Genomic DNA, 21,197 nt, shown 5'->3' on the forward strand with positions numbered 1-21,197 from the left:
GATTGTTATGAAGTTAACAAAATTAGCGATTGCTGGCGCACTATTAACAGGTTGCGCATTTAATAGTTATGCCGACATTGATACTGCACAGATTGAACAAGTAATTGAAAATTCAATGGCACGTTTTGATGTCCCTGGCATGGCGGTAGCAATTGTTGAAAACGATAAGGTTATTTTGGCTAAAGGCTTTGGTGTTAGTAATTTAGATACCGGTAATAAAGTAAATAAAGACACTTTATTTGGTATCGCATCGAATACCAAAGCATTTACCGCAGCTGCATTGGCTAAATTAGTCGATGAAGAAAAAATCAGCTGGGATGATAAAGTAATTGATCACCTTCCTGAGTTTCGTCTGTATGACCCTTATGTAACCCGTGAACTGACCATTCGTGATTTATTAAGCCATCGCAGTGGTTTAGGGCTGGGACAAGGTGATTTAATGATTTGGCCTGATACCGATAAATCGGTAGAGGATATTCTAGCTGGCCTAAAATATTTAAAACCCGCAAGTAGTTTTCGCAGCCAATACGCGTATAACAACTTGATGTTTGTCACCGCCGGTGAAGTGGTTGCACGTGTTTCAGGCATGAGCTGGAACGATTATATTGAAAAGAATATTCTTCAGCCTCTGCACATGGATAACTCGCGCGCTGGCTTTTCGCGTATTCCGAAAAGTAATAAAAACTGGGCAACGGGCCACATTCCTATGGATGGGCAATTACACCCATTCTTCGTTAATTATTTAGAAGATTTTCGTGGCGCAGGGGCTATTGCCTCCAGTGTTAACGATATGAGCCAGTGGCTTCGTACCCAGCTTGCTGGTGGCAAAATGCCAAATGGCGAACAATTGTTCAGTGAAAAACAACAGGCACAAATGTGGCACCCGCATATCACTTCATTAGCTTCAAAAAGTGCGTACGAAGCATATCATCAACAGTTTCGAGGTTATGGTTTAGGTTGGAGCATCGAAGATTTCCACGGCATTAAAAAGTTAGGCCATGGAGGCGGTATTTTAGGTATGGTATCGCAAGTAACTTTGGTGCCAGAGAAAAACCTCGGTATTGTGATTTTAAGTAATCAACAAGCGTTTAGTGCGTTATCTGCGGTTACTTATGAAGTACTAGAAGATGCATTCGAACTTGAAGATAAAGATTGGGTTGAAGACTTAGCTAAAAAGCATTTTGAAGGTAAGCAAAAAGCATATGCAAATGCTAAACCTGAAGCCCCTGCAGACTACCAACCGCAATTGCCTAATATTAGTTACACTGGCACCTTACATGATAATTGGTATGGTGATGTGGTAATTGAACAGCTAAATGAAAAGCTGCGAATTGACTTTACTCATACTAAGCGTTTGAAAGGGCAACTTGAGCATTACACGGGCAATACCTTCATTGTAAAGTGGGATGAAAAATTACTTGAAGCTGATGCTTACATTACTTTTGATATGAGTACTGAAAATCGTGTGGTTGAGGCAAAAATGCGCGCTGTATCAACAGCTGTAACCGATTTTAGCTTTGACTTTAGAAACCTTACACTGAAAGCCAAAAAGTAACCTTTACTATAAAATAGTAAACCAAAGTCGCAAAGCCACTGTTTAGTGGCTTTGTTATAGTTATCGCGTAAACTAGTTTGGAGCTGTTATGCGTACTGCGATTATTTCACATCCTTTTTGTCGTAAACACAAAATGATTGACGAGCATCCAGAGTGCCCCGAGCGCTTAGATGCGATTGCTGATCGTTTGTTAGCAAGTGGGTTAGACATTGCTATACAGCAAAAGCAAGCACCTAAAGCATCTCGCGAGCATTACTTGTTAGCCCATGATGAAGCCTTGGTTGCACTAGTGGAAAATACCATACCAGAGCAGGGTTTAACGTCACTTGATGGTGACACTTGGTTGTGCCCTGATTCATTATTGGCTATTGAGCGTGCAGTAGGTGCCGGGGTTTTAGCGGTTGATGAAATATTAGCAGATAACCTTGATGCTGCATTTTGTTCGGTGCGTCCTCCAGGGCATCATGCTAATCGTACAACTTCAGCCGGTTTTTGTGTTTTTAACAATTTAGCAATTGCGGTGAAATACGCGCAAAGCAAAGGAATAAGGCGCATCGCTATTGTTGATTTTGACGTACATCATGGCAATGGCACTCAAGACATTTTTATAGATGATGAAAATGTATTATTTTGTTCGTTATTTCAATATCCATTTTACCCAAATACAGCCATTGAAAATAACGATACATTAGTTAACTCACCATTACCAATTGCCAGTGATGGCGATGATCTAAAAGCGCTGTATAAGCAACAGTGGCAGCCTAAATTAACTGAGTTTAAGCCTGAGCTGTTATTTATTAGTGCAGGTTTCGACGCCCATCTTGAAGATGATATGGCCAGTTTGAAGTTTGTTGAAGATGATTATCGTTGGCTTACTGAACAACTTGCAATACTTAGTAAAGAACTTGGTTGTAAAGGTATTATCTCTTATTTAGAAGGCGGGTATGCACTCTCAGCGCTTGGACGCAGCGCTATTGCACATGTTAAAGCGCTAGTCGATAACGAGTAAATTAAATGCTTGTTGAGGGGTCAATTGCTCTATTTTACTCAAGCAGCATTGTCCTTCATTTGCTAAATAGTGCTTTACGCAGCGAGTAAGTACTTCGCTACTTAGTGGTTGGCTAAGTTTGCCATCAAGGGTGCGGTAATTGCCGTCCTGATCCAAAACGGTTATTTGCGTTTGTGTGTCTGTATTCATTCCATATAAAAAATCATCTACGTCACCTGGCTGATGAGCTACCTCTATTTCCTCATTATAAATAATGATTTTTGGGTATGGCATACTAATTTATTGTCCTAAATCAAATTTCTATTTATTTGCCTAATTATACTTGCAAGTTCGTGTAAAGCTAGGGGTGATCTAATGCCAAAAAGTAGCCGTTATCAAAAAGTCTGTGATGTATTCACTGATAAAGTACTTTCATGTACTAAATACACGCAACTTATCAATGCCGTAAAATTAATGCGAGCGCATAATGTTAGCGCTATTTTTGTGCAAGAAGATCAGCAGATATGCGGTATCTGGACTGAAGCCGATTGTATTAAACTTGATTTTACTAGCAACACAATTAAGCATCTTGAAATACAAAATGTAATGTCGAGCCCTGTTTTAAGTATTTCATATTCACAATTATTGAGTGATGCCGCGCTTATTTTTCATCAACATAACGTACGTCATTTATTAGTTGTTGATGAAAATGAATTGCCCTGTGGCGTTGTGAGTATTACTGATATCGTACGAAATCAAGGGCTGGATCACTATTTACAGTTTAGGCCAATCAAAGATCAATACCATCAAAATGTACTTGTAGTACCTAGTCACTGTGCGTTGAATGAGGCTGTAAATATGATGCGAGAGCGCGCAGAGCAATTTATTTTAGTCTACAACCAGCAACAAAATGAACATGGTATTATTACTGCGCGAGACTTACTGCATTTGATTGTTACACCTAATAACTATGTATCGTGCTGGCAGTTGGCAAGCCACCCTCTGTACCAAATTCACTCTAAAAGTAGTTTGTTTGATGCTTATCGGTTAATGTCGGAAAATAATGTACGTCATTTGGTTGTGAGTGAAGAACAAGAAATTAAAGGTGTGCTTACTCTCGAGCATCTTATTAATGAGATAGAAAACGCGTATTGCAGCGAACTTGAAAAAGTACTTGAGCAACGTGATATGGCACTGCAGCATTCACAGCGCAATTTATTCTTAGCGAATAAAATTATTGATGCCTCTTTAGATGGCATTATGATCACCCAACAAGATGGAGTGATCATTCAAGTTAATCCGGCTTTTACGGTGCTCACCGGTTATAAACCGGAAGAAGTTATCGGTCAGCACCCTCGCATTTTAAGCTCGGGCAAGCACAGTAAAAGTTTTTATACCAAAATGTGGCAGTCGATCGCAGAAAAAGGGGTATGGCAAGGGGAGATCTGTAACCGCAAGAAAAATGGTGATGTCTATGTTGAGTGGCTGACCATTATTGAAATACATGAGCCTACTAGTGATGAGGTTGTTTACGCGGCTATTTTTAGTGATATTACTGAGCGTAAAAACACAGAAGAAAAAATAGTCCAACTCGCATATTTTGATGAACTAACAGGGTTGCCAAATCGACGTTTATTTAATGATCGATTAAGCATGGCATTAGCCGCGGCGCACCGTAACAATGAAATGCTCGCAGTCATGTTTATTGATCTCGATCGCTTTAAAGAAATCAATGATAGCTTAGGCCATAGTGCTGGTGATGTATTACTGAAAATGGTCGCTAAGCGGCTTCAGGGCGTGCTGTCTGAAGGGGATACTTTAGCGCGACTAGGTGGTGATGAATTTGTAGTACTTTGTGAGATAGATGATATTACAGCCGTAATCAACTTAGCTGATAACATACTTAGCCACTTAAACACGCCTTTTCAACTTGAAGGCTTTGAAGTAGGGGCAACGGCATCAATTGGCGCAGCGGTTTACCCTGAAGATGGGCTTGATAGTGAAACGTTACTGAAGCATGCTGATATTGCGATGTATCGCTCAAAAGCAGTGGGTCGCAATTCGTTTCAGTTATTTAAATCATCGATGAATGCACGCTCATTAGAGCGCCTAGCGATGAACAGTCGGTTTCAGCATGCCTTGGAAAATGATGAGTTTGAATTGTATTTTCAACCTAAACAATGCTTAAAAACAAGTAAAATCAAAGGCGTTGAAGCATTGTTACGTTGGCATGATCCTGCACTAGGGGTGATTTCACCTGCACAATTTATTCCGTTAGCCGAAGAGTTAGGCCTAATTGTTAAGCTTGACCTTTGGGTGCTTAATAATGCCGGTGCGCAGTTGGCTTTATGGCAAAAGCTAGGGATCACAGCGGGACGTTTAGCTATCAATATTTCTGCTTTTCACCTTAGTCAGGGGAAGTTATCAAACAGTGTTGAGCAGATGCTACAGCGTTATAATTTATCAGGTCATTGCTTGGAGATTGAGCTTACTGAAAGTAGCTTTATTAGTTCATTTAGTCAGGCTAAAAAAGAATTGCAGCAACTTAAAGAAATGGGCGTAAACATTGCCTTGGATGATTTTGGTACCGGATACTCAGCTTTGAGTTACCTAACAAAACTGCCTATAGATACATTAAAGATAGACGCTAGCTTTATTGCTAAAATCCCCGATGAATATGGCAATAGTGAAGTGGTTGCAGCCATCGTCGCGATGGCGAATAGTTTAAATTTACAGGTTATTGCCGAAGGAGTAGAAAAGCCTGAGCAGTATAATTATTTGCTGGCGCTAGGCTGTGAAGTGATCCAAGGTTATTACTATAGCCGCCCGTTAACGCAGCGGCAATGGTTAGCGTTTTACCAGTTAAAAAATCAACCTACAGTTACATCGTAAGAGGTAAATTTACGGATGTTAATAACGCCGGTATCAAAAATTAAATATTGACCTTTAATGCCCATTAATATGCCGCTAACGACAGGCTCTTTATCAAAATTAAAGGAGCTTATTTTTGTTGGGTAGGCGGTGACAGGGAACGCTAAATGAACAACCTCTTCATCTAGTTGTTCAATGGCTGTTGCGCCAAATAACTCAGCAAGTTCATTGAGTTTATCTGCAATTTGCGGGATAAGCTCAGCTGCCGCCGCTTTTAAATCAAGCTCTTCGCTTTGCCCTTTGAGCATATTACGCCAATTGGTTTTATCAGCAATAAATTGCGCCAGCGCCACTTCGACTAAACCTGATTGCAAACGTGTTTGCACTTTAAAAATAGGCAAGGCTTGGGTTGCCCCTTGATCAATCCAGCGTGTTGGAATTTGTGTGTGACGCGTGATCCCAACTTTAAGCCCTGAGGTGTTCGCAAGGTAAACATAGTGTGGGATCATGCAGTTTTCTTCCCCCCACTGTGGCTCACGACAAGTGCCTTGGTCGTAGTGGCAGGTTTCTGGTTTCATAATACACATGTCGCAGCTAGCAAGTTTGCGCATGCAAACAAAGCAATGTCCTTGCGAGTAGCTTTTTTTGGTTTTTTTACCGCAGCTTGAGCAGAAAATGACGCCATTAAACGTTAAAGTGAGTTGCTTACCGATATATGCATTAAGATCGACTAACTCATCACCCACAGGCAAATGATATTGGATTGGCTGTGTGAGTGATGATTTTAGTTTTTTAATAGTGCCTTGCATCTTTACGCCCCTAAAGATGTGAAAAAAGGGCAGTATACCATGGCTGTCCAATAGTGTAGGCAGTCGTTTAAGATGTTTTTATACAACCCTTACTTATCAGCTAACCACAGCAAGTAATCATCAATAATAATAGCTTTAGAGTAATAGTAGCCTTGACCATAGTCGGCCCCCATGGTTTGTAAAAGCTGCTGTGTTACATCATCTTCTATGCCTTCAGCGGTGACTTTTAAACCTAAGCTATGAGCCATTTCAATTGCAGCCTTAACAATGACCTTGTTGGCGCTGTGTGTAGGTAAGTCGAAGATAAATGATTTATCTATTTTTAAGGTTGAAAAGTTGTAGCTAACAAAGCAATTTAGTGACGAATAACCAGTACCAAAATCATCTAAAATAACTTCTATACCAAGTTCTGTTAACTGATTTACTAAGCGAACCATCTGTTGTTGGTTATCAATTAAAGCGGACTCAGTTAATTCAAGCTTAAGCTGTGTGGCAGAGACGTTATGTTTGATCAAAGTGTTTTCGACTTTTTCAATTAAGCTATGGATCTGCAAGTTTTTAGCACTTAAATTAACGCTGACTTTATGCTCGATAAATCCAGCATTATTTAATTTGACGATATCTTGGCAAGCCTTATCGAGTACCCACAAGGTGAGTTCGTTTATTAGCCCTGTTCGCTCAGCTAATAAAATTAATGACTCAATATTGATTTGCTCGTAAGGAGCGTTAGGCCAGCGTAATAAAGCTTCGCTGCCAATCGTTTTTCCAGAGAGTAAGTGTATTTGTGGTTGATGATAAATTGCTAACTGATCTGCTTTTAAGGCTTTTTGAAATGCGGTTGCTAAGCTTATATTCATTATAGCAGGCATCGTTTGTGGCGAGCTTATAGGGCTGCTAAGGTGGGTTGTTTCGGTCAGTGATAGGTAACCATTTTGCAGCCAGTTATCAAAGTCGCTGTCGTTTTCCAAAGCGCAATAACCAATTGAATAGCTTAGCTGTAAATCAAACCCTTGGACAGGATAATGTTTTGGTAAACTCTTCATTATTTTGCTGAGGTTTTTATGCAAAGTGAGGTTGCTTTGCATTTTAACGGAAACAAATGCGAGTACGCCGTTGCCTAAGTCTGCTATTCGCGGGCAAGTATCTAAGTCATTTTCTAACTGTATGAACTCTCTCTCTTTACTAAGTTGTAGCTCCAGCGCTTTAGCTACATTAATAATTAATTCAGCCCGTTGGGTTTGATTTAATATATGATTTAGTGAGTGAAAATGGGTGATCCTAATTAAGCACAGGTTGCTTGGGCGCTGGCTGAGCTGCAACGTTGTGTATGCCTGTTTTAGCATCGCGCTGTTTAAAAGTTTTGTTTGTTCAGTGTGGGTGGCGTGATAGAGCGCTTTTTCTCGCTGGTAGCGTACGCGATCAGCGAGGGCCATGGCCATTAATGTTACTTCACACAGAATTGCCACTAAGAATGCGTGGCGGGTAGTAAAGCTATATTCTACTACACCCGTTAGTTCTAATGGTTGAACAGCGGCGCCAATGATAAGTGGGATCCATGAAATTACATAAAACTTAGCCCACCGAAAGCCACTGCGTAATTTTTTGTAAATTAATGTGATACATACAATATAAAGGAAAACTAAGACAGCAAAGAATATTTGTGAAGAAATATATTCGACAATAAAAAAACTAGCAATGCCTAAGCATAGCATGAGGCTCAATAGTGCAAGGCTTAGTTTATAACGCCAGCATTTATCTTTATGGTAGCGTAAAAACATTGTACAGAAAGCGAGGGTAAAAAATGCAATTGCAAAATTACTCACCACAATATAGTGATTAAAAAGTTGTTGTAACGCGACTGGCCATAAGTAAAAACCAAAGCCTAATACTGACCCCATTAAAATGAGTGCCGACAGTATATAGCCTATGTAAATCAGGTATACGCGATCGCGGATACCAAAATACAGCACTAAATTATATAAAGCCGCCATAATGAGTACGCCAACGAAAATTCCCCAAATAGCAGTTTGAGCGCGGAGTAAATCTTTAAATTCAGCTTCACCATATAAATTTATAGGGGTTTTGCTGATCCCCGTCGTATCTATCTTAATGGCTAAAAAAAGGTGGCTTTGTGCTGCAATCGCTAAACTGATATGAGGAACACTGTATTTAAATAAACTTAACTCGGTTTGCCGATCGCCTAAATTATTGGTGTTTACTAACTGCCCCTGATTGTCTAATTGGTACACGGTTAAGTAATCAATCATAGGATTATCAAAGTGAGCGTATAGCTGTTGTGGCTTGGCTGATTTATTTTCCAGCTTCAATAAAAGCCAATAATCTTGTGACTTTAAACCCCATGGAATAGTGTCAAATGGCTTTGTAACGCGTTTATTCGAATCACTTAAAAACTCAGTAAGTGAGAGTGACTTTGATGGATCGACACGATAGCTTTGCTCTAAATAAACAGCAGCGGTTTTATTAATTGTATAACGGGTAGGAGTAGCTAAATGATTTGCAAAGGTATAGATAATGAACAGCAAAGTGCTCAAAATAAACATTGCAATAATATGGTATTTAAATGGCTGTTGTTCCAAAGGGCTACTTATTTGTAATACATCACCGTTTTAGTGTAGCACTAAAAAAGCGCAGATAAACTGCGCTTAGTTATTTATAGGTACTGGTTAGACCTATTTTTCACGAGCGATAGCACGATAAGCAATATCGGTACGGTACTCCATACCTTGCCAACTAATTTCATCAACGAGTTTATATGCACGTTGTTGTGCTTCGGTTACGGTATTTCCAAGTGCTGTAGCACATAATACACGACCGCCAGCAGTCACCACGTTGTCGCCGTCTTGTTTAGTTCCCGCATGGAAGACTTTTTCGCCTTCTGGGTAGCTAACTTTTAGACCACTGATTGCATCACCTTTCGGATAGCTGTCAGGATAGCCCTTAGCCGCTAAAACAACACCTACAGCTGCACGAGGATCAAACTCAATGGTGGTTTTATCAAGCTCTACACGGTTAGCCGCTTCAATCAGCTCAACTAAATCTGATTGTAGGCGTAGCATCATAGGTTGTGTTTCTGGATCACCAAAACGACAGTTATACTCGATTACTTTAGGTGTGCCGTCGCTGTCGATCATCAGGCCTGCGTATAAGAAGCCAGTATAAGGATGGCCTTCACTTGCCATGCCTTCGACTGTTGGATAGATAACTTCATTCATAATACGTTGGTGGATTTCGTCAGTCACCACAGGTGCTGGTGAGTATGCACCCATCCCGCCAGTATTTGGACCAGCATCACCATTGTATGCACGTTTGTGATCTTGGCTAGTTGCAAACGGTAATACGTTCTTACCATCTACCATCACGATAAATGACGCTTCTTCGCCTTCTAAGAATTCCTCAATGACTACGCGGCTACCGGCCTCACCAAAAGCGTTACCCGCTAGCATATCACGGATAGCAGCTTCAGCTTCGCGCTCGTCCATAGCAACAATAACGCCTTTACCCGCAGCTAGACCGTCAGCTTTAATAACAATTGGTGCGCCTTTTTCTTTTAAGTACGCAAGGGCAGGGTCAATTTGCTCGAACGTTTGGTAATCAGCCGTTGGAATTGCATGACGTGCTAAAAAGTCTTTAGTGAACGACTTAGAGCCTTCAAGTTGTGCAGCTCCAGCCGTTGGGCCAAAGATAGCTAAACCGTGTTCACGGAATTTATCTACCACACCAAGCACTAATGGTACTTCAGGGCCAACAATGGTCAGCTCTACATTATTTTGTTTTGCAAAGTTAAGCAAACCATCGAGGTCTTCAACGTTAATGGCAACATTCTCAAGTTTTGGCTCAAGCGCAGTACCCGCATTACCTGGGGCTACAAATACAGTGTTAACTTTGGTGTTTTGAGCGGCCTTAAACGCAAGTGCGTGTTCGCGGCCGCCGCTGCCAATGACTAATACATTCATGGCGAATATCCTATTTAAAGCGGTTTTTTAAATTTCAGCGTCATGCGGTCGCTTTCACCAATGGCTTTATATTTAGCGGCATCTTGCTCGCCAAGTCTAAGGCTTGGTGGAAGGGTCCACACCCCTTTAGGGTGATCGGCTGTATCAAGTGAGTTTGCATTTATGTCACTGCTTGCTTCAAGTTCAAAGCCTGCTTGCTTTGCAAGTGCGATAACGACACTTTGCTTCATATAACCCGATGACTTTTGCATATCATCAGCACGCTCTTCAGGTAGGCGATGCTCAACCACACCTAATGTGCCACCTGGTTTAAGTGCTGTGTAAAAAGACTTAAAGGCATTAGCTGCGGCGTCTTTATCTTTGCTCATGTACCAGTTATGTACATTACGGAAAGTTAAAACTAAATCAGCGCTACCAGCAGGTGCAATATCTACATGTGTTGAAGGGGCAAACTCAGTAATTTTTACCTTACTGAATCGCTCATCTTCGGCGACTTTCTTTTTAAAGCCAGCAAGTGAGCGTTGATAGTAGCCAACCGATGAATCAGCAGGGAAGTGAGCAGCATAATAAACGCCGTGCTCTTTCAATGCAGGCGCTAAAATTTCGCTGTACCAACCACCACCTGGGGCAATTTCAACCACGGTCATTGTTGGCTTAAAACCAAAAAACTCCAGCGTTTCTACAGGGTGGCGATATTGGTCACGTTCAGAGTTTCGCTCAGTTGACTTTACGGCTTGAACAACGGCAGAACTTTGCTCATGATTATGGGCAGCGACTAGCGTTGAGCTCATAGCAAGAGTGGTAACTAGTAGCGTTTTTAGTGCAAATTTCATCATCTGTTCCTTCACATTATAATTTTATAGAGGTTATAGAATAAGCAGAATACGTGAATTTGGTGCAAACAAAAAGAGCTAACTGATGTCGTTAGCTCTTTGTGTGATTAGTGGCGGAAGTGACGCATGCCAGTAAACACCATTGCCATGCCAGCTTCGTCAGCTGCAGCGATAACTTCTTCATCGCGCATTGAACCACCTGGTTGAATTACAGCAGTAATACCAGCCTCTGCAGCTGCATCAATACCATCACGGAATGGGAAGAATGCATCAGACGCCATGACTGAACCTTTTACTTCAAGGTTTTCATCAGCGGCTTTAATACCGGCAATTTTAGCTGAGTAAACGCGGCTCATTTGGCCTGCGCCTACACCTATGGTCATACCGTCACGGGCATAAACAATGGCGTTTGATTTAACAAACTTAGCGACTTTCCAGCAGAATAATAAGTCTTTAAGCTCTTGCTCAGTAGGTTGACGTTTAGACACAACTTTTAAGTCGCCTTGCGTCACCATACCTAAATCACGGTCTTGAATTAATACACCACCATTTACACGCTTAATGTCGTGACCTGTGCCTTTAGCAGAGAATTCACCACACTCTAATAAACGCACGTTTTGCTTTGCAGATACAATTTGTGCTGCCGCTTCTGATACTTTAGGTGCAATGATCACTTCAACAAATTGACGTGACACGATTGCTTCTGCGGTATCAGCATCAAGCTCTTGGTTAAAGGCAATGATGCCACCAAATGCTGATGTAGGATCTGTTTTGAATGCACGGTCATAAGCTTCAAGGATATTTTCACCGATTGACACGCCACACGGATTTGCATGTTTTACGATAACACAAGCCGGTACATCAAATTCTTTAACACACTCTAAGGCGGCATCAGTGTCAGCAATATTGTTAAACGACAATGCTTTACCTTGTAGCTGAACAGCTGTTGCTACAGAGGCTTCTTGTACGTCATTTTCAACATAAAACGCCGCGTCTTGGTGTGAGTTTTCACCGTAGCGCATGTCTTGCTTTTTAGTGAACTGCATATTGATAGTGCGTGGGAATTTAGTTTCCTCAGCTGCTTCATCAGTATAATCAGCAACCATTTTACCAAAGTAGTTAGCGATCATGCCGTCATACTGTGCGGTGTGCTCGTAAGCCGCAATAGCAAGGTCAAAACGTGTTTTGTAGGTTGTTGAACCATTGTTGCTTTGCATTTCGCTGATCACGCGATCGTAATCTTTCGCGTTTACTACAATAGTCACGTCTTTATGGTTTTTAGCCGCAGCGCGAACCATAGTTGGGCCACCGATATCAATGTTCTCAATGGCATCTTCAAGGCTGCAGTTTTCTTGAGCGACTGTATTCGCAAAGGGGTATAAGTTAACTACAACAATATCGATAGCTGAGATGTTGTTCTCAGTCATTACGTCTTCATCTTGACCACGACGCGCTAAAATGCCGCCATGAATTTTTGGATGAAGAGTTTTTACGCGACCATCCATGATCTCAGGGTGACCTGTGTGGTCAGATACTTCAGTGACTTTAATGCCATTATCAGCAAGTAATTTACAAGTACCGCCAGTTGACAAGATATCTACGCCTTGTGATTCAAGAGCGCGAGCAAATTCAACAATACCGGTTTTATCTGACACACTTAGTAGTGCGCGACGAATTGGACGATGTATATCCATTGTAGTTTGATTACCTCAGTGTTTGAGCTAGCTTAGAAAGGCGATATTTTAACTGAAAACCGCTTAAAAAACGATGTTTAAAGAGTGAGGATTTTGCAATTAAGTAATATTTTTTGCAGATAAAAAAAGCACCCAAAGGTGCTTTTTCAAACGAGTACTGTGATAAATCACAGCACGGTATTAGTTCATGCCGTATTTCTTTAGTTTCTTACGTAAAGTACCGCGGTTGATACCTAGTAAGATTGCCGCACGTGTTTGGTTACCACGAGTGTAAGTCATTACTTCTTCAAGTAATGGTGCTTCTAGCTCTGAAAGAACAAGGTCGTAAACGTCTTGCACATCTTGACCGTTAAGCTGTTTTAAATAGTGATGAACAGCTTTCTTCACTGCATCGCGTAATGGCTGCGGTTTCTCGTGTGACTGAACATGAGGGTTAGTGATAAATGGAGAAGTCACGTTTTGTTCGAACATTGTTTATATCTCTTTCTTTCTTAGTTAGCTGCTAGTGTTTTAAAGTATTGCTCTAATGTCTCGATTTGTGCCTGTGGATTATCGAGAGCATTAAATACTCGCCTAAACTGACCGTCACTGTCATGGGTTTGCAAATACCAAGATACATGTTTGCGAGCGATGCGCGCTCCCATTGGTTCGCCGTAAAACGCATGAAGGTTCACTAAGTGTTCCATCAAAATACCACGTACTTCCTCAATCGGAGGTACAGGTAAATGTTCACCGGTTCGCAAATAGTGGTCTATCTCCCTAAATATCCAAGGGCGACCTTGGGCGGCTCGACCAATCATAATGGCATCTGCACCCGTATAGTCCAAAACCTGCTTTGCTTTTTCAGGAGACGTAATATCTCCATTAGCAACGACAGGTATCGACACTGAACGCTTAATATCCCTAATTGTGGCGTATTCTGCTTCACCTTTATACATACATGCGCGTGTACGCCCATGTACGGCTAATGAAGCTATGCCATAACGTTCAGCTATTCTCGCAATCTCAACACCGTTACGGTTATCCTGATCCCATCCAGTTCGGATTTTCAGTGTTACAGGTACATCAACAGCGCTAACCACTGCATCTATAATCTCTTCCACTAAATCAGGAAACTGTAGCAAGGCGGAGCCTGCGAGTTTCTTGTTCACTTTCTTAGCTGGGCACCCCATATTAATATCTATGATTTGTGCACCATTAGTTACATTGAATTGTGCGGCCTGAGCCATAAGCTCAGGATCAGCTCCTGCGATTTGCACCGCGCGTATTCCCGATTCACCACTATGGTCCATACGGTTCATCGATTTTTCGGTTTTCCATACCAAAGGATTTGACGAGAGCATTTCAGACACAGCAAGCCCTGCACCTAAGCGACGGCAAAGTTGTCTAAATGGTCTATCAGTAATTCCCGCCATAGGCGCTACAATTACATTGTTTTCTAATTGGTATGATCCGATACGCACTGTATTCAATAGGCCTCTTTTCAAGGGGCGCTAAGTTTACGGTTTTTTTTGCAAAAATCAAAGGCTATAAATTGAACAAAAGTGACTTTTTTTTGGCTTTTGTGTATTGACATTTGATAACAGTTTGACGAATGGCTTTATTTGTCTGAATTTTATACAGAACTAATTTACGATAAGAAAATCATTCTGTTTAGCAGTGTGTAAATAATAGGTAAAGCCTGTTAATTACAGGCTTTACATGGTGGTTTTGAGTTAATGATCTTACGCATTTACAGTAGTTAATTATGCGTGTTTAGTCCCGCTAACACGGGTCCACTCACCTTCAACGGCTATGTCATCAAGGGTTAAAAATGGTGCATAAACATCAGCTACAGACTGTGCTTGTTCTTCTAAAATACCTGACATAGCAATTTTACCGCCAGGTTTTAATAAGCCCAATATTACATTATGCAGTTCACGTAATGGCGCAGCTAAAATATTAGCCACCACAATATCGGCGGTAAATTCAGGCTGGTTTTCTGGCAGATAAACTTCAAGCTTGTCGGCAACACCGTTGCGTTGTGCGTTATCAAGGCTGGCTTCAAGCGCTTGAGGGTCGATATCTATACCAATCATGCGCTCAGCACCGAGTTTGATTGCTGCAATGCCTAAAATGCCTGAGCCACAGCCAAAGTCGACCACGGTTTTACCCGTTAAATCTTGGCTTTCAAGCCATTTTAAACACAAAGCGGTGGTGGCATGAGTACCAGTACCAAACGCAAGGCCAGGATCAAGTAGCACGTTAACGGCGTCAGGATCTGGAATGTCACGCCAGCTTGGACAAATCCATAATTTTTCGCCAAACTGAATAGGGTGGAAGTTATCCATCCATTCACGTTCCCAGTCTTTATCCTCTAGTTGCTCTATTTTGTATACTAGCGTGTCTTTTAGCTCGTCATGGCGTTTTAATAGCGCAATCACGGCATTCATATCGTGGTTAGCTTCGAATAGACCAATTACGGTAGTGTCAGCCCAAAATTCGACCGTGCCAATTTTTGGTTCATAAATAGGGGTGTCTTTAGCATCAATAAAGGTAACAGATGCACTACCTGCTGCCATTAATAGGTCGCTTACTGCATCAGCGGTAGTGGCATTTGCATTGATACGAATTTGGATCCAAGCCATGATTATTTCCTGTAAATAGAAAAAAGGCCGCTACAGCGGCCTTTTGATTATGTTTTTAGCAGCTAATTACTTAGCGTCTAAGAAGCTTTTCAGTAAGTCAGAGCGAGAAGGGTGGCGTAGTTTACGCAGTGCCTTCGCTTCGATTTGACGAATACGCTCACGGGTTACGTCAAACTGTTTACCTACTTCTTCTAGGGTATGGTCAGTATTCATATCGATACCAAAACGCATACGTAATACTTTTGCTTCACGGGCGGTAAGGCCAGCTAGTACATCGTTGGTAGCACCACGAAGAGACTCCATTGTTGCCGAATCAATTGGCGAATCAATAGTGGTGTCTTCGATAAAGTCACCTAAGTGCGAATCTTCATCATCACCGATTGGTGTTTCCATTGAAATTGGCTCTTTTGCGATTTTAAGCACCTTACGGATCTTATCCTCAGGCATCATCATGCGCTCTGCTAATTCTTCTGGATTTGGCTCACGACCCATTTCTTGCAGCATTTGACGAGAAATACGATTAAGTTTGTTAATCGTTTCAATCATATGTACCGGAATACGGATTGTACGCGCTTGGTCAGCGATAGAGCGGGTGATTGCTTGACGGATCCACCATGTAGCATAAGTTGAAAACTTATAACCACGGCGATATTCAAACTTATCAACGGCTTTCATCAAACCAATGTTACCTTCTTGGATTAAGTCCAAAAATTGTAAGCCACGGTTGGTGTATTTTTTAGCAATTGAAATTACAAGACGTAAGTTAGCTTCAACCATTTCTTTTTTCGCACGGCGAGCTTTCGCTTCACCAATGCTCATGCGGCGGTTAATGTCTTTAATACGTTCAATGCTTAAGCCTGTGCTTTCTTCTATTACACACAGTTTATTAATACAACGAATGATTTCTGGTTTGATTTCATCTAACTTCGCTGAATATTTTTCATTAGCAGCGATTTCAAGGTCAATCCACGCAGTATCAGTTTCATTGTTAGCAAAATGCTTAACAAAAGTTTTCTTTGGTAATTTAGCAATTTGTACAGCTTGCTTCATGATGATACGTTCTTGCACACGCACTCTATCCATCATTTCACGCATGTTATTAACCATGCGGTCAAACTGTTTTGGTACTAATTTAAATGTTCTGAATAGTTCACCAATTTCAAAAATCGCGGCTTGTGATTCAGGGTGTGAACGACCTTTACTTTCAAATGTGTCGCGTGCTTTATTGTAAAGATCACGAAGATTTTCAAAGTGTACACGGGCCTCTTCAGGATCTGGGCCGGTATCTACTTCTTCATCGTCTTCATCATCATCACTATCCACATCATCGTCGTCTTCATCATCAAGCTCTTTTTCGCTTAATTCAGAACCAATGTGCGTGGCTGAAATAGGGGCTTCATCTTCATTAGGATCAAAGAAACCAGAAATAATGTCGCTTAAGCGCATCTCTTCTGCTTCAAATTTATCCCACTGCTCAAGAAGATAAGTAATTGCTTCAGGGTATTCAGCAACCGATATTTGTACTTGGTTGATCCCTTCTTCAATACGCTTGGCGATAACAATTTCGCCTTCACGGGTAAGTAGTTCAACAGTACCCATTTCACGCATGTACATACGAACCGGATCCGTAGTACGGCCGATTTCTTTATCTACAGTAGCAAGCGCAGCGGCTGCAGCTTCTGCTGCGTCTTCATCTGTTGTCGTTTCTTGCATCATCAATTCATCGGCATCAGGCGCATTTTCGCTAACCTTGATACCCATATCATTGATCATGCTAATGATATCTTCTACTTGATCTGAATCGATAATATCTTGTGGAAGGTGATCATTAACTTCTGCAAAAGTTAAGTAACCTTGCTCTTTACCTTTTTGAATCAGAAGTTTTAATTGTGACTGAGGAGTTGGATCCATAGAGATTGTTTCTTCCACTCTGATAAGTTGATACAACAGGCGCCAGCTTGCTTATTTATTAAGCCAAGCTAAGTATAATGTGACGCAGTGAATAGCACAGTATAACAGTATAAATCATTTTTGACTAGTTGTTAGTGCCTTTTAAAGCTTGTGTTAAGAGATGACATTCAAGTCGCTCTTCACCATTCAAGCCTTGAGTCTTGTCTTTTATTAATAGGGTCTCGAGTCGATAATTTAAACACTGATCTTCAATAAATTTAAAAGTATTTTTAAATTCAGCTTCTAAACGGTCGTCGTTGATCTCATGTCGCCATGTTGCTAGTTTGATCAATGCTTCATATTCAGGTGTTTCGCGAAATGATTCAAGTAATTGCGCGGTGGTTATCGGTGATTTTTGTAATGCGTAATGCTGTAACTTAATTAGTAACGCGATACCAGCAATGTTCATTTGTGCTAAATCAGGTAAGTAAGGTACTGCGTGAGCGAGTTGCGGATGTTGGATCAACAGGCCAATGGCACGGCGCATAGGTGTAATTTTAAATTTTCGCTCAATAGCATGCTGTTGTTTGGGCGTTTTCAAGCGATTATTGAGTTGCTCTTTAGTGCGACCAATTAAGCGTCCTAAATGCTCTAGTAGGTTCTCTTGATAAAACTCGCTAGGGATTTTTTCAACTAACGGTAATACCGCGCTGAGTAACTTTGCTTTTCCTGCGTCGGTCGTTAAGTCAATTTCTTGGCTGAGTTTATTAAACAGCACTTTGGTAAAGTTATCAGCTTGCGATAAACGCTGTTCAAACGCGTCTTTACCTTCTTTTTGTACTAGAGAATCAGGGTCTTCGCCATCGGGTAAAAATACAAATTGTAATGCTTTACCGTCATTTAGGTAAGGTAGGGCATTTTCAAGTGCTCGCCATGCTGCATCACGCCCGGCACGGTCGCCATCGTAACAGCAAATTACACGGTCTGTGGTTCTAAATAGCGTATGCATGTGCTCGGCTGTGGTGGCTGTTCCTAGTGCTGCTACTGCGTATTCTATACCTTGCTCACTGAGCGCCACTACGTCCATATAACCTTCTACAATAAGGATATGGTCGAGTTTTTTATGGGCTTGTTTAGCCTCGTATAAACCATACAGTTCAAAGCCCTTATGGAAAATTCGGGTTTCCGGCGAGTTTAAATATTTTGGGCCTTGGTCAGCTTGCATTACGCGACCACCAAAGGCGATAACACGACCTCGCTTATCACGAATAGGGAACATTAATCGATCACGGAAAAAGTCGAACTGCCGCCCAGGGGTTTTCTCTGACGCCAACTTTAGTTCAACGAGTTGCTCTTTTTGTTCTTTATTACGACCTAATTGTTGGCATAGGCCCTCCCACTCGCTGGGAGCATAGCCAATCATAAACTTTTTAACGGTTTCACCGCTTAATCCCCGGCCTTTTACATAGTTTATGACGGTGGCTGAATTAGCATGATGCTTTAACTGATGTTGATAAAAACGTGCAGCATGCAGCATCAAATCGTAATCAGAGCGCTTTTGCTCTGCTGTACGCTCTGGGCCACTGCTTGTGCCTTGCTCGCGCGGCACATCAAGATTCATGAGGCTGGCAAGTTCTTCAATTGCGTCAACAAACTCAAGTTTGTCGTATTCCATTACAAATGAAATAGCGTTGCCATTGGCACCACAGCCAAAGCAATGATAAAACTGTTTGTCTTGAGATACAGTAAATGATGGTGATTTTTCGTTATGAAAAGGGCAGCAGGCTTGGTAATCTTTGCCCGCTTTTTTTAAGCCAATTTTGGAGTCTATTAGCTCAACAATATCGGTTCTGGCAAGTAAGTCGTCTATAAAATTACGTGGGATCTTTCCAGCCATTGGTAAAGTCTAGTCCTGAGATAAATAGAAAAATGGTTTAGTTCTACAAATTTAGATTTGAACACAAATGCTATTTTTATTAAAGCTAAAAACGAAGAAACCGAGCACATGGCTCGGTTTGCTTAATCATACATCTGTATGTGGGAGTATTAGGCTGTTAATCGTTGCTTAATTAAACCTGAAATTTTGCCTAAATCGGCGCGACCTTCAGCTTTACTTTTGATTATACCCATTACTTTACCCATGTCTTGCATACCGGCTGCGTTTGTATCAGCAATAGCCGCATCAATGAGAGCAATGATTTCATCTTCACTCAGTTGTTGAGGTAAAAATTCTTCAAGTGCTGCTATTTCATTGGCTTCAATTTCGGCTAAATCTTCACGGCCAGCATCTTTGTACTGAGTGTAAGAATCACGGCGTTGTTTAACAAGCTTCACTAATACTGCGGTAATACCGTCATCATCAAGTGTTATTTGCTCGTCAATTTCACGCTGCTTGATTGCAGCAAGTACCATGCGAATTGGATTAAGACGTTGTTTGTCTTTCGCTCTCATCGCATCTTTTTGCGCATCTTTTAGCTTTATTAAAAGGCTCATTTATACAAGACCAATACTGATCAATATAATTTAACGCGACGTGCGTTATCGCGAGAAAGCTTCTTCATGTGACGCTTAACCGCTGCAGCTTTTTTACGCTTACGCTCAGCTGTTGGCTTTTCATAGTGCTCGCGACGACGAACTTCTGAAAGGATACCTGCTTTTTCACATGAACGCTTGAAGCGACGAAGTGCTACGTCAAACGGTTCGTTCTCTCTTACTTTAATTACTGGCATTAAAAATTCACCTACCTAAATAATGAGCGTTGCTCAAGTTGATCAAACAATGATCAAGTGGTTCAAAAATGGTGCAGTATTGTAATCCGAAGCTACACCACATGTAAAGGATAAATATAAGTCTGTTCTTATAGGAACCCTAAAATATTTGTATGTTACTAATTTCACTGTAATTCATAGAGGCGGGAAAGTACTTGCCCAGCTACTTTTTCTTTTAGTAACAGCCAATTGCTTGGTGTGTGTAATGCTGGCATGTCGCTTTCTACTTCGACGTAAATAAGAGCATTTTTATCTAACCAAGCATTATGTGTGAGTAAATCACAGCATTGTTGTGCCAGACCTTGACGAAATGGTGGGTCAATAAACACTAAATTAAATTGTTGCTGATGTGGATTTTTACTTAAAAATTGTAAACTGTCAGTACACACAACTTTTGCATTAGTGAGCTTTAACGTTTCTATATTGGCTTTTAGTTGCGTCGCAGCGAGTTTGTCCATTTCTAAAAAGCAGGCCGATTGAGCAAAGCGAGATAATGCTTCAAACCCTAATCCGCCCGATCCTGCAAAACAATCGAGTACTTTGGCATCACGTGTATCTTGCATTAACCAGTTAAAGACCGTTTCTTTGATGCGGTCTGTGGTTGGGCGCAAGCCTTGCACATCTTTTACAGGTAGTTTTCGGCCACGAAATTGCCCACTAATGATCCTAATAACGCCATCATTAGTTTTATTACTCATTTGTTTTTGTGGTGATTTATTTCTCATTTAGCTCACTAAAAAATGGTATCTAGAATCTAGCTCAGATAATATTGTACACATAAAGCAGCAGGTCATTTTTCAACTGCACTAAAAGTGTTACTATGAGCATCTTAGACAATATGGTGTGATTATTACGGCTAAGTTTTAATTCAGGCTGCAAATTCACACATTATTTCCGTTAGTTTATCAGATTTTTATAAGTGGTTATTAGCAAGTATGGCAAAAAAAAGTAAATTCCTGTCTTGGTTCGGCTTTGGTAAGTCAGATAAAAATCAACAAACAGAGCAAAACACCGAAGAGGTCAATAACCAACAAGCTGAAGCTGAGGGTTTAGAGCAACAGCAACTTGCTGAAGAGCAAGCGCAACGTGAAGCAGAACGCATTGCAGCAGAAAAGGCAGAAGCCGAGCGTGCAGAGAATCAAACGCATGAAGAAGCAGCAGCAGAACCTTAGGCGCTAGCGCGTCTTC

18 protein-coding genes are annotated in these 21,197 nt (G+C 41.2%); 4 read left to right on the forward strand and 14 right to left on the reverse strand.

All coding sequences use genetic code 11. The annotated features are described in order from the left end of the window. Positions 1 to 7 precede the first annotated feature (7 nt). Positions 8 to 1,555 carry a serine hydrolase gene (locus tag CWB85_RS04765; RefSeq protein WP_016708462.1) on the forward strand — a complete coding sequence of 516 codons (1,548 nt, stop codon included), beginning with the start codon at positions 8 to 10 and terminating at the stop codon, positions 1,553 to 1,555. An 88-nt stretch (positions 1,556 to 1,643) separates the two neighbouring features. Then, entirely contained in the window at positions 1,644 to 2,564 is a 921-nt protein-coding gene (locus tag CWB85_RS04770; RefSeq protein WP_138554245.1) for a histone deacetylase family protein, read from the forward strand. Here CWB85_RS04770 and CWB85_RS04775 read toward each other — a convergent pair. After that, the gene (locus tag CWB85_RS04775) at positions 2,547 to 2,837 is read right to left on the reverse strand and encodes a DUF4144 family protein (protein WP_138554246.1); all 291 of its coding nucleotides are present in this window, start codon (positions 2,835 to 2,837) and stop codon (positions 2,547 to 2,549) included. The two genes, CWB85_RS04770 and CWB85_RS04775, sit on opposite strands and share 18 nt — an antisense overlap. Positions 2,838 to 2,918: 81 nt before the next feature. Here CWB85_RS04775 and CWB85_RS04780 point away from each other — a divergent pair, with 81 nt between their 5' ends. Continuing rightward, on the forward strand, positions 2,919 to 5,435 hold the full coding sequence (locus CWB85_RS04780) for an EAL domain-containing protein (protein WP_138554247.1): 2,517 nt from the start codon (positions 2,919 to 2,921) through the stop codon (positions 5,433 to 5,435). On the opposite strand, the gene CWB85_RS04785 is transcribed toward CWB85_RS04780, so the two are convergent. From CWB85_RS04785 to rsmD, 13 genes are all read right to left on the reverse strand, one after another. Beyond that, entirely contained in the window at positions 5,414 to 6,223 is an 810-nt protein-coding gene (locus CWB85_RS04785; RefSeq protein ID WP_138554248.1) for a DUF2797 domain-containing protein, read from the reverse strand. The genes CWB85_RS04780 and CWB85_RS04785 overlap by 22 nt on opposite strands. 89 nt (positions 6,224 to 6,312) lie before the next feature. Then, complete coding sequence (locus CWB85_RS04790) at positions 6,313 to 8,820, reverse strand: EAL domain-containing protein (protein WP_138554249.1); 2,508 nt, start codon at positions 8,818 to 8,820, stop codon at positions 6,313 to 6,315. 93 nt (positions 8,821 to 8,913) lie between these two features. Further along, a complete protein-coding gene (purD, locus tag CWB85_RS04795; protein ID WP_138554250.1) occupies positions 8,914 to 10,197 on the reverse strand; it encodes a phosphoribosylamine--glycine ligase in 1,284 nt (427 codons plus the stop codon). A 14-nt stretch (positions 10,198 to 10,211) separates the two neighbouring features. Continuing rightward, the gene (locus CWB85_RS04800) at positions 10,212 to 11,030 is read right to left on the reverse strand and encodes a class I SAM-dependent methyltransferase (RefSeq protein WP_138554270.1); all 819 of its coding nucleotides are present in this window, start codon (positions 11,028 to 11,030) and stop codon (positions 10,212 to 10,214) included. A gap of 107 nt (positions 11,031 to 11,137) precedes the next feature. Then, positions 11,138 to 12,724 carry a bifunctional phosphoribosylaminoimidazolecarboxamide formyltransferase/IMP cyclohydrolase gene (gene purH / locus CWB85_RS04805; RefSeq protein WP_016708470.1) on the reverse strand — a complete coding sequence of 529 codons (1,587 nt, stop codon included), beginning with the start codon at positions 12,722 to 12,724 and terminating at the stop codon, positions 11,138 to 11,140. A 180-nt stretch (positions 12,725 to 12,904) separates the two neighbouring features. Next, entirely contained in the window at positions 12,905 to 13,195 is a 291-nt protein-coding gene (fis, locus tag CWB85_RS04810) for a DNA-binding transcriptional regulator Fis (protein ID WP_002957804.1), read from the reverse strand. Positions 13,196 to 13,215: 20 nt separating this feature from the next. After that, positions 13,216 to 14,187: a tRNA dihydrouridine synthase DusB gene (dusB, locus tag CWB85_RS04815; protein ID WP_171038989.1), complete on the reverse strand. Its 972-nt coding sequence runs from the start codon at positions 14,185 to 14,187 to the stop codon at positions 13,216 to 13,218. A 282-nt stretch (positions 14,188 to 14,469) separates the two neighbouring features. Continuing rightward, complete coding sequence (gene prmA / locus CWB85_RS04820) at positions 14,470 to 15,351, reverse strand: 50S ribosomal protein L11 methyltransferase (RefSeq protein WP_016708472.1); 882 nt, start codon at positions 15,349 to 15,351, stop codon at positions 14,470 to 14,472. A 66-nt stretch (positions 15,352 to 15,417) separates the two neighbouring features. Beyond that, positions 15,418 to 17,262: an RNA polymerase sigma factor RpoD gene (gene rpoD, locus CWB85_RS04825; RefSeq protein WP_016708473.1), complete on the reverse strand. Its 1,845-nt coding sequence runs from the start codon at positions 17,260 to 17,262 to the stop codon at positions 15,418 to 15,420. A gap of 124 nt (positions 17,263 to 17,386) precedes the next feature. Then, positions 17,387 to 19,138, reverse strand: a complete 1,752-nt coding sequence (gene dnaG, locus CWB85_RS04830) for a DNA primase (protein WP_016708474.1) — start codon at positions 19,136 to 19,138, stop codon at positions 17,387 to 17,389. Between the two features lie 149 nt (positions 19,139 to 19,287). Beyond that, positions 19,288 to 19,734 (reverse strand): GatB/YqeY domain-containing protein, encoded by a 447-nt coding sequence (locus CWB85_RS04835; protein WP_138554252.1) that lies wholly within the window; start codon positions 19,732 to 19,734, stop codon positions 19,288 to 19,290. Positions 19,735 to 19,754: 20 nt separating this feature from the next. After that, entirely contained in the window at positions 19,755 to 19,970 is a 216-nt protein-coding gene (gene rpsU / locus CWB85_RS04840; protein ID WP_002957797.1) for a 30S ribosomal protein S21, read from the reverse strand. Positions 19,971 to 20,134: 164 nt separating this feature from the next. After that, on the reverse strand, positions 20,135 to 20,734 hold the full coding sequence (gene rsmD / locus CWB85_RS04845) for a 16S rRNA (guanine(966)-N(2))-methyltransferase RsmD (RefSeq protein ID WP_138554253.1): 600 nt from the start codon (positions 20,732 to 20,734) through the stop codon (positions 20,135 to 20,137). 210 nt (positions 20,735 to 20,944) lie between these two features. On the opposite strand from rsmD, the gene CWB85_RS04850 reads away from it, so the two are divergent. Next, positions 20,945 to 21,181, forward strand: coding sequence for a hypothetical protein (locus CWB85_RS04850; protein ID WP_249314786.1), 237 nt, complete (start codon positions 20,945 to 20,947; stop codon positions 21,179 to 21,181). Positions 21,182 to 21,197 lie beyond the last annotated feature (16 nt).

The sequence above is a fragment of the Pseudoalteromonas sp. S1727 genome (genome assembly GCF_005886375.1).
GTDB classification, from domain to species: domain Bacteria; phylum Pseudomonadota; class Gammaproteobacteria; order Enterobacterales; family Alteromonadaceae; genus Pseudoalteromonas; species Pseudoalteromonas haloplanktis.

Excerpts from the sequence above, each read along its gene's own strand:
- rpsU (WP_002957797.1), bottom strand. The coding sequence starts at position 19,970 with ATGCCAGTAATTAAAGTAAGAGAGAACGAACCGTTTGACGTAGCACTT.
- CWB85_RS04800 (WP_138554270.1), bottom strand. The coding sequence starts at position 11,030 with ATGAAATTTGCACTAAAAACGCTACTAGTTACCACTCTTGCTATGAGC.
- purH (WP_016708470.1), bottom strand. The coding sequence starts at position 12,724 with ATGGATATACATCGTCCAATTCGTCGCGCACTACTAAGTGTGTCAGAT.
- CWB85_RS04765 (WP_016708462.1), top strand. The coding sequence starts at position 8 with ATGAAGTTAACAAAATTAGCGATTGCTGGCGCACTATTAACAGGTTGC.
- purD (WP_138554250.1), bottom strand. The coding sequence starts at position 10,197 with ATGAATGTATTAGTCATTGGCAGCGGCGGCCGCGAACACGCACTTGCG.
- CWB85_RS04770 (WP_138554245.1), top strand. The coding sequence starts at position 1,644 with ATGCGTACTGCGATTATTTCACATCCTTTTTGTCGTAAACACAAAATG.
- fis (WP_002957804.1), bottom strand. The coding sequence starts at position 13,195 with ATGTTCGAACAAAACGTGACTTCTCCATTTATCACTAACCCTCATGTT.
- rpoD (WP_016708473.1), bottom strand. The coding sequence starts at position 17,262 with ATGGATCCAACTCCTCAGTCACAATTAAAACTTCTGATTCAAAAAGGT.
- CWB85_RS04775 (WP_138554246.1), bottom strand. The coding sequence starts at position 2,837 with ATGCCATACCCAAAAATCATTATTTATAATGAGGAAATAGAGGTAGCT.
- prmA (WP_016708472.1), bottom strand. The coding sequence starts at position 15,351 with ATGGCTTGGATCCAAATTCGTATCAATGCAAATGCCACTACCGCTGAT.
- rsmD (WP_138554253.1), bottom strand. The coding sequence starts at position 20,734 with ATGAGAAATAAATCACCACAAAAACAAATGAGTAATAAAACTAATGAT.
- CWB85_RS04780 (WP_138554247.1), top strand. The coding sequence starts at position 2,919 with ATGCCAAAAAGTAGCCGTTATCAAAAAGTCTGTGATGTATTCACTGAT.
- CWB85_RS04785 (WP_138554248.1), bottom strand. The coding sequence starts at position 6,223 with ATGCAAGGCACTATTAAAAAACTAAAATCATCACTCACACAGCCAATC.
- dnaG (WP_016708474.1), bottom strand. The coding sequence starts at position 19,138 with ATGGCTGGAAAGATCCCACGTAATTTTATAGACGACTTACTTGCCAGA.
- CWB85_RS04850 (WP_249314786.1), top strand. The coding sequence starts at position 20,945 with ATGGCAAAAAAAAGTAAATTCCTGTCTTGGTTCGGCTTTGGTAAGTCA.
- CWB85_RS04835 (WP_138554252.1), bottom strand. The coding sequence starts at position 19,734 with ATGAGCCTTTTAATAAAGCTAAAAGATGCGCAAAAAGATGCGATGAGA.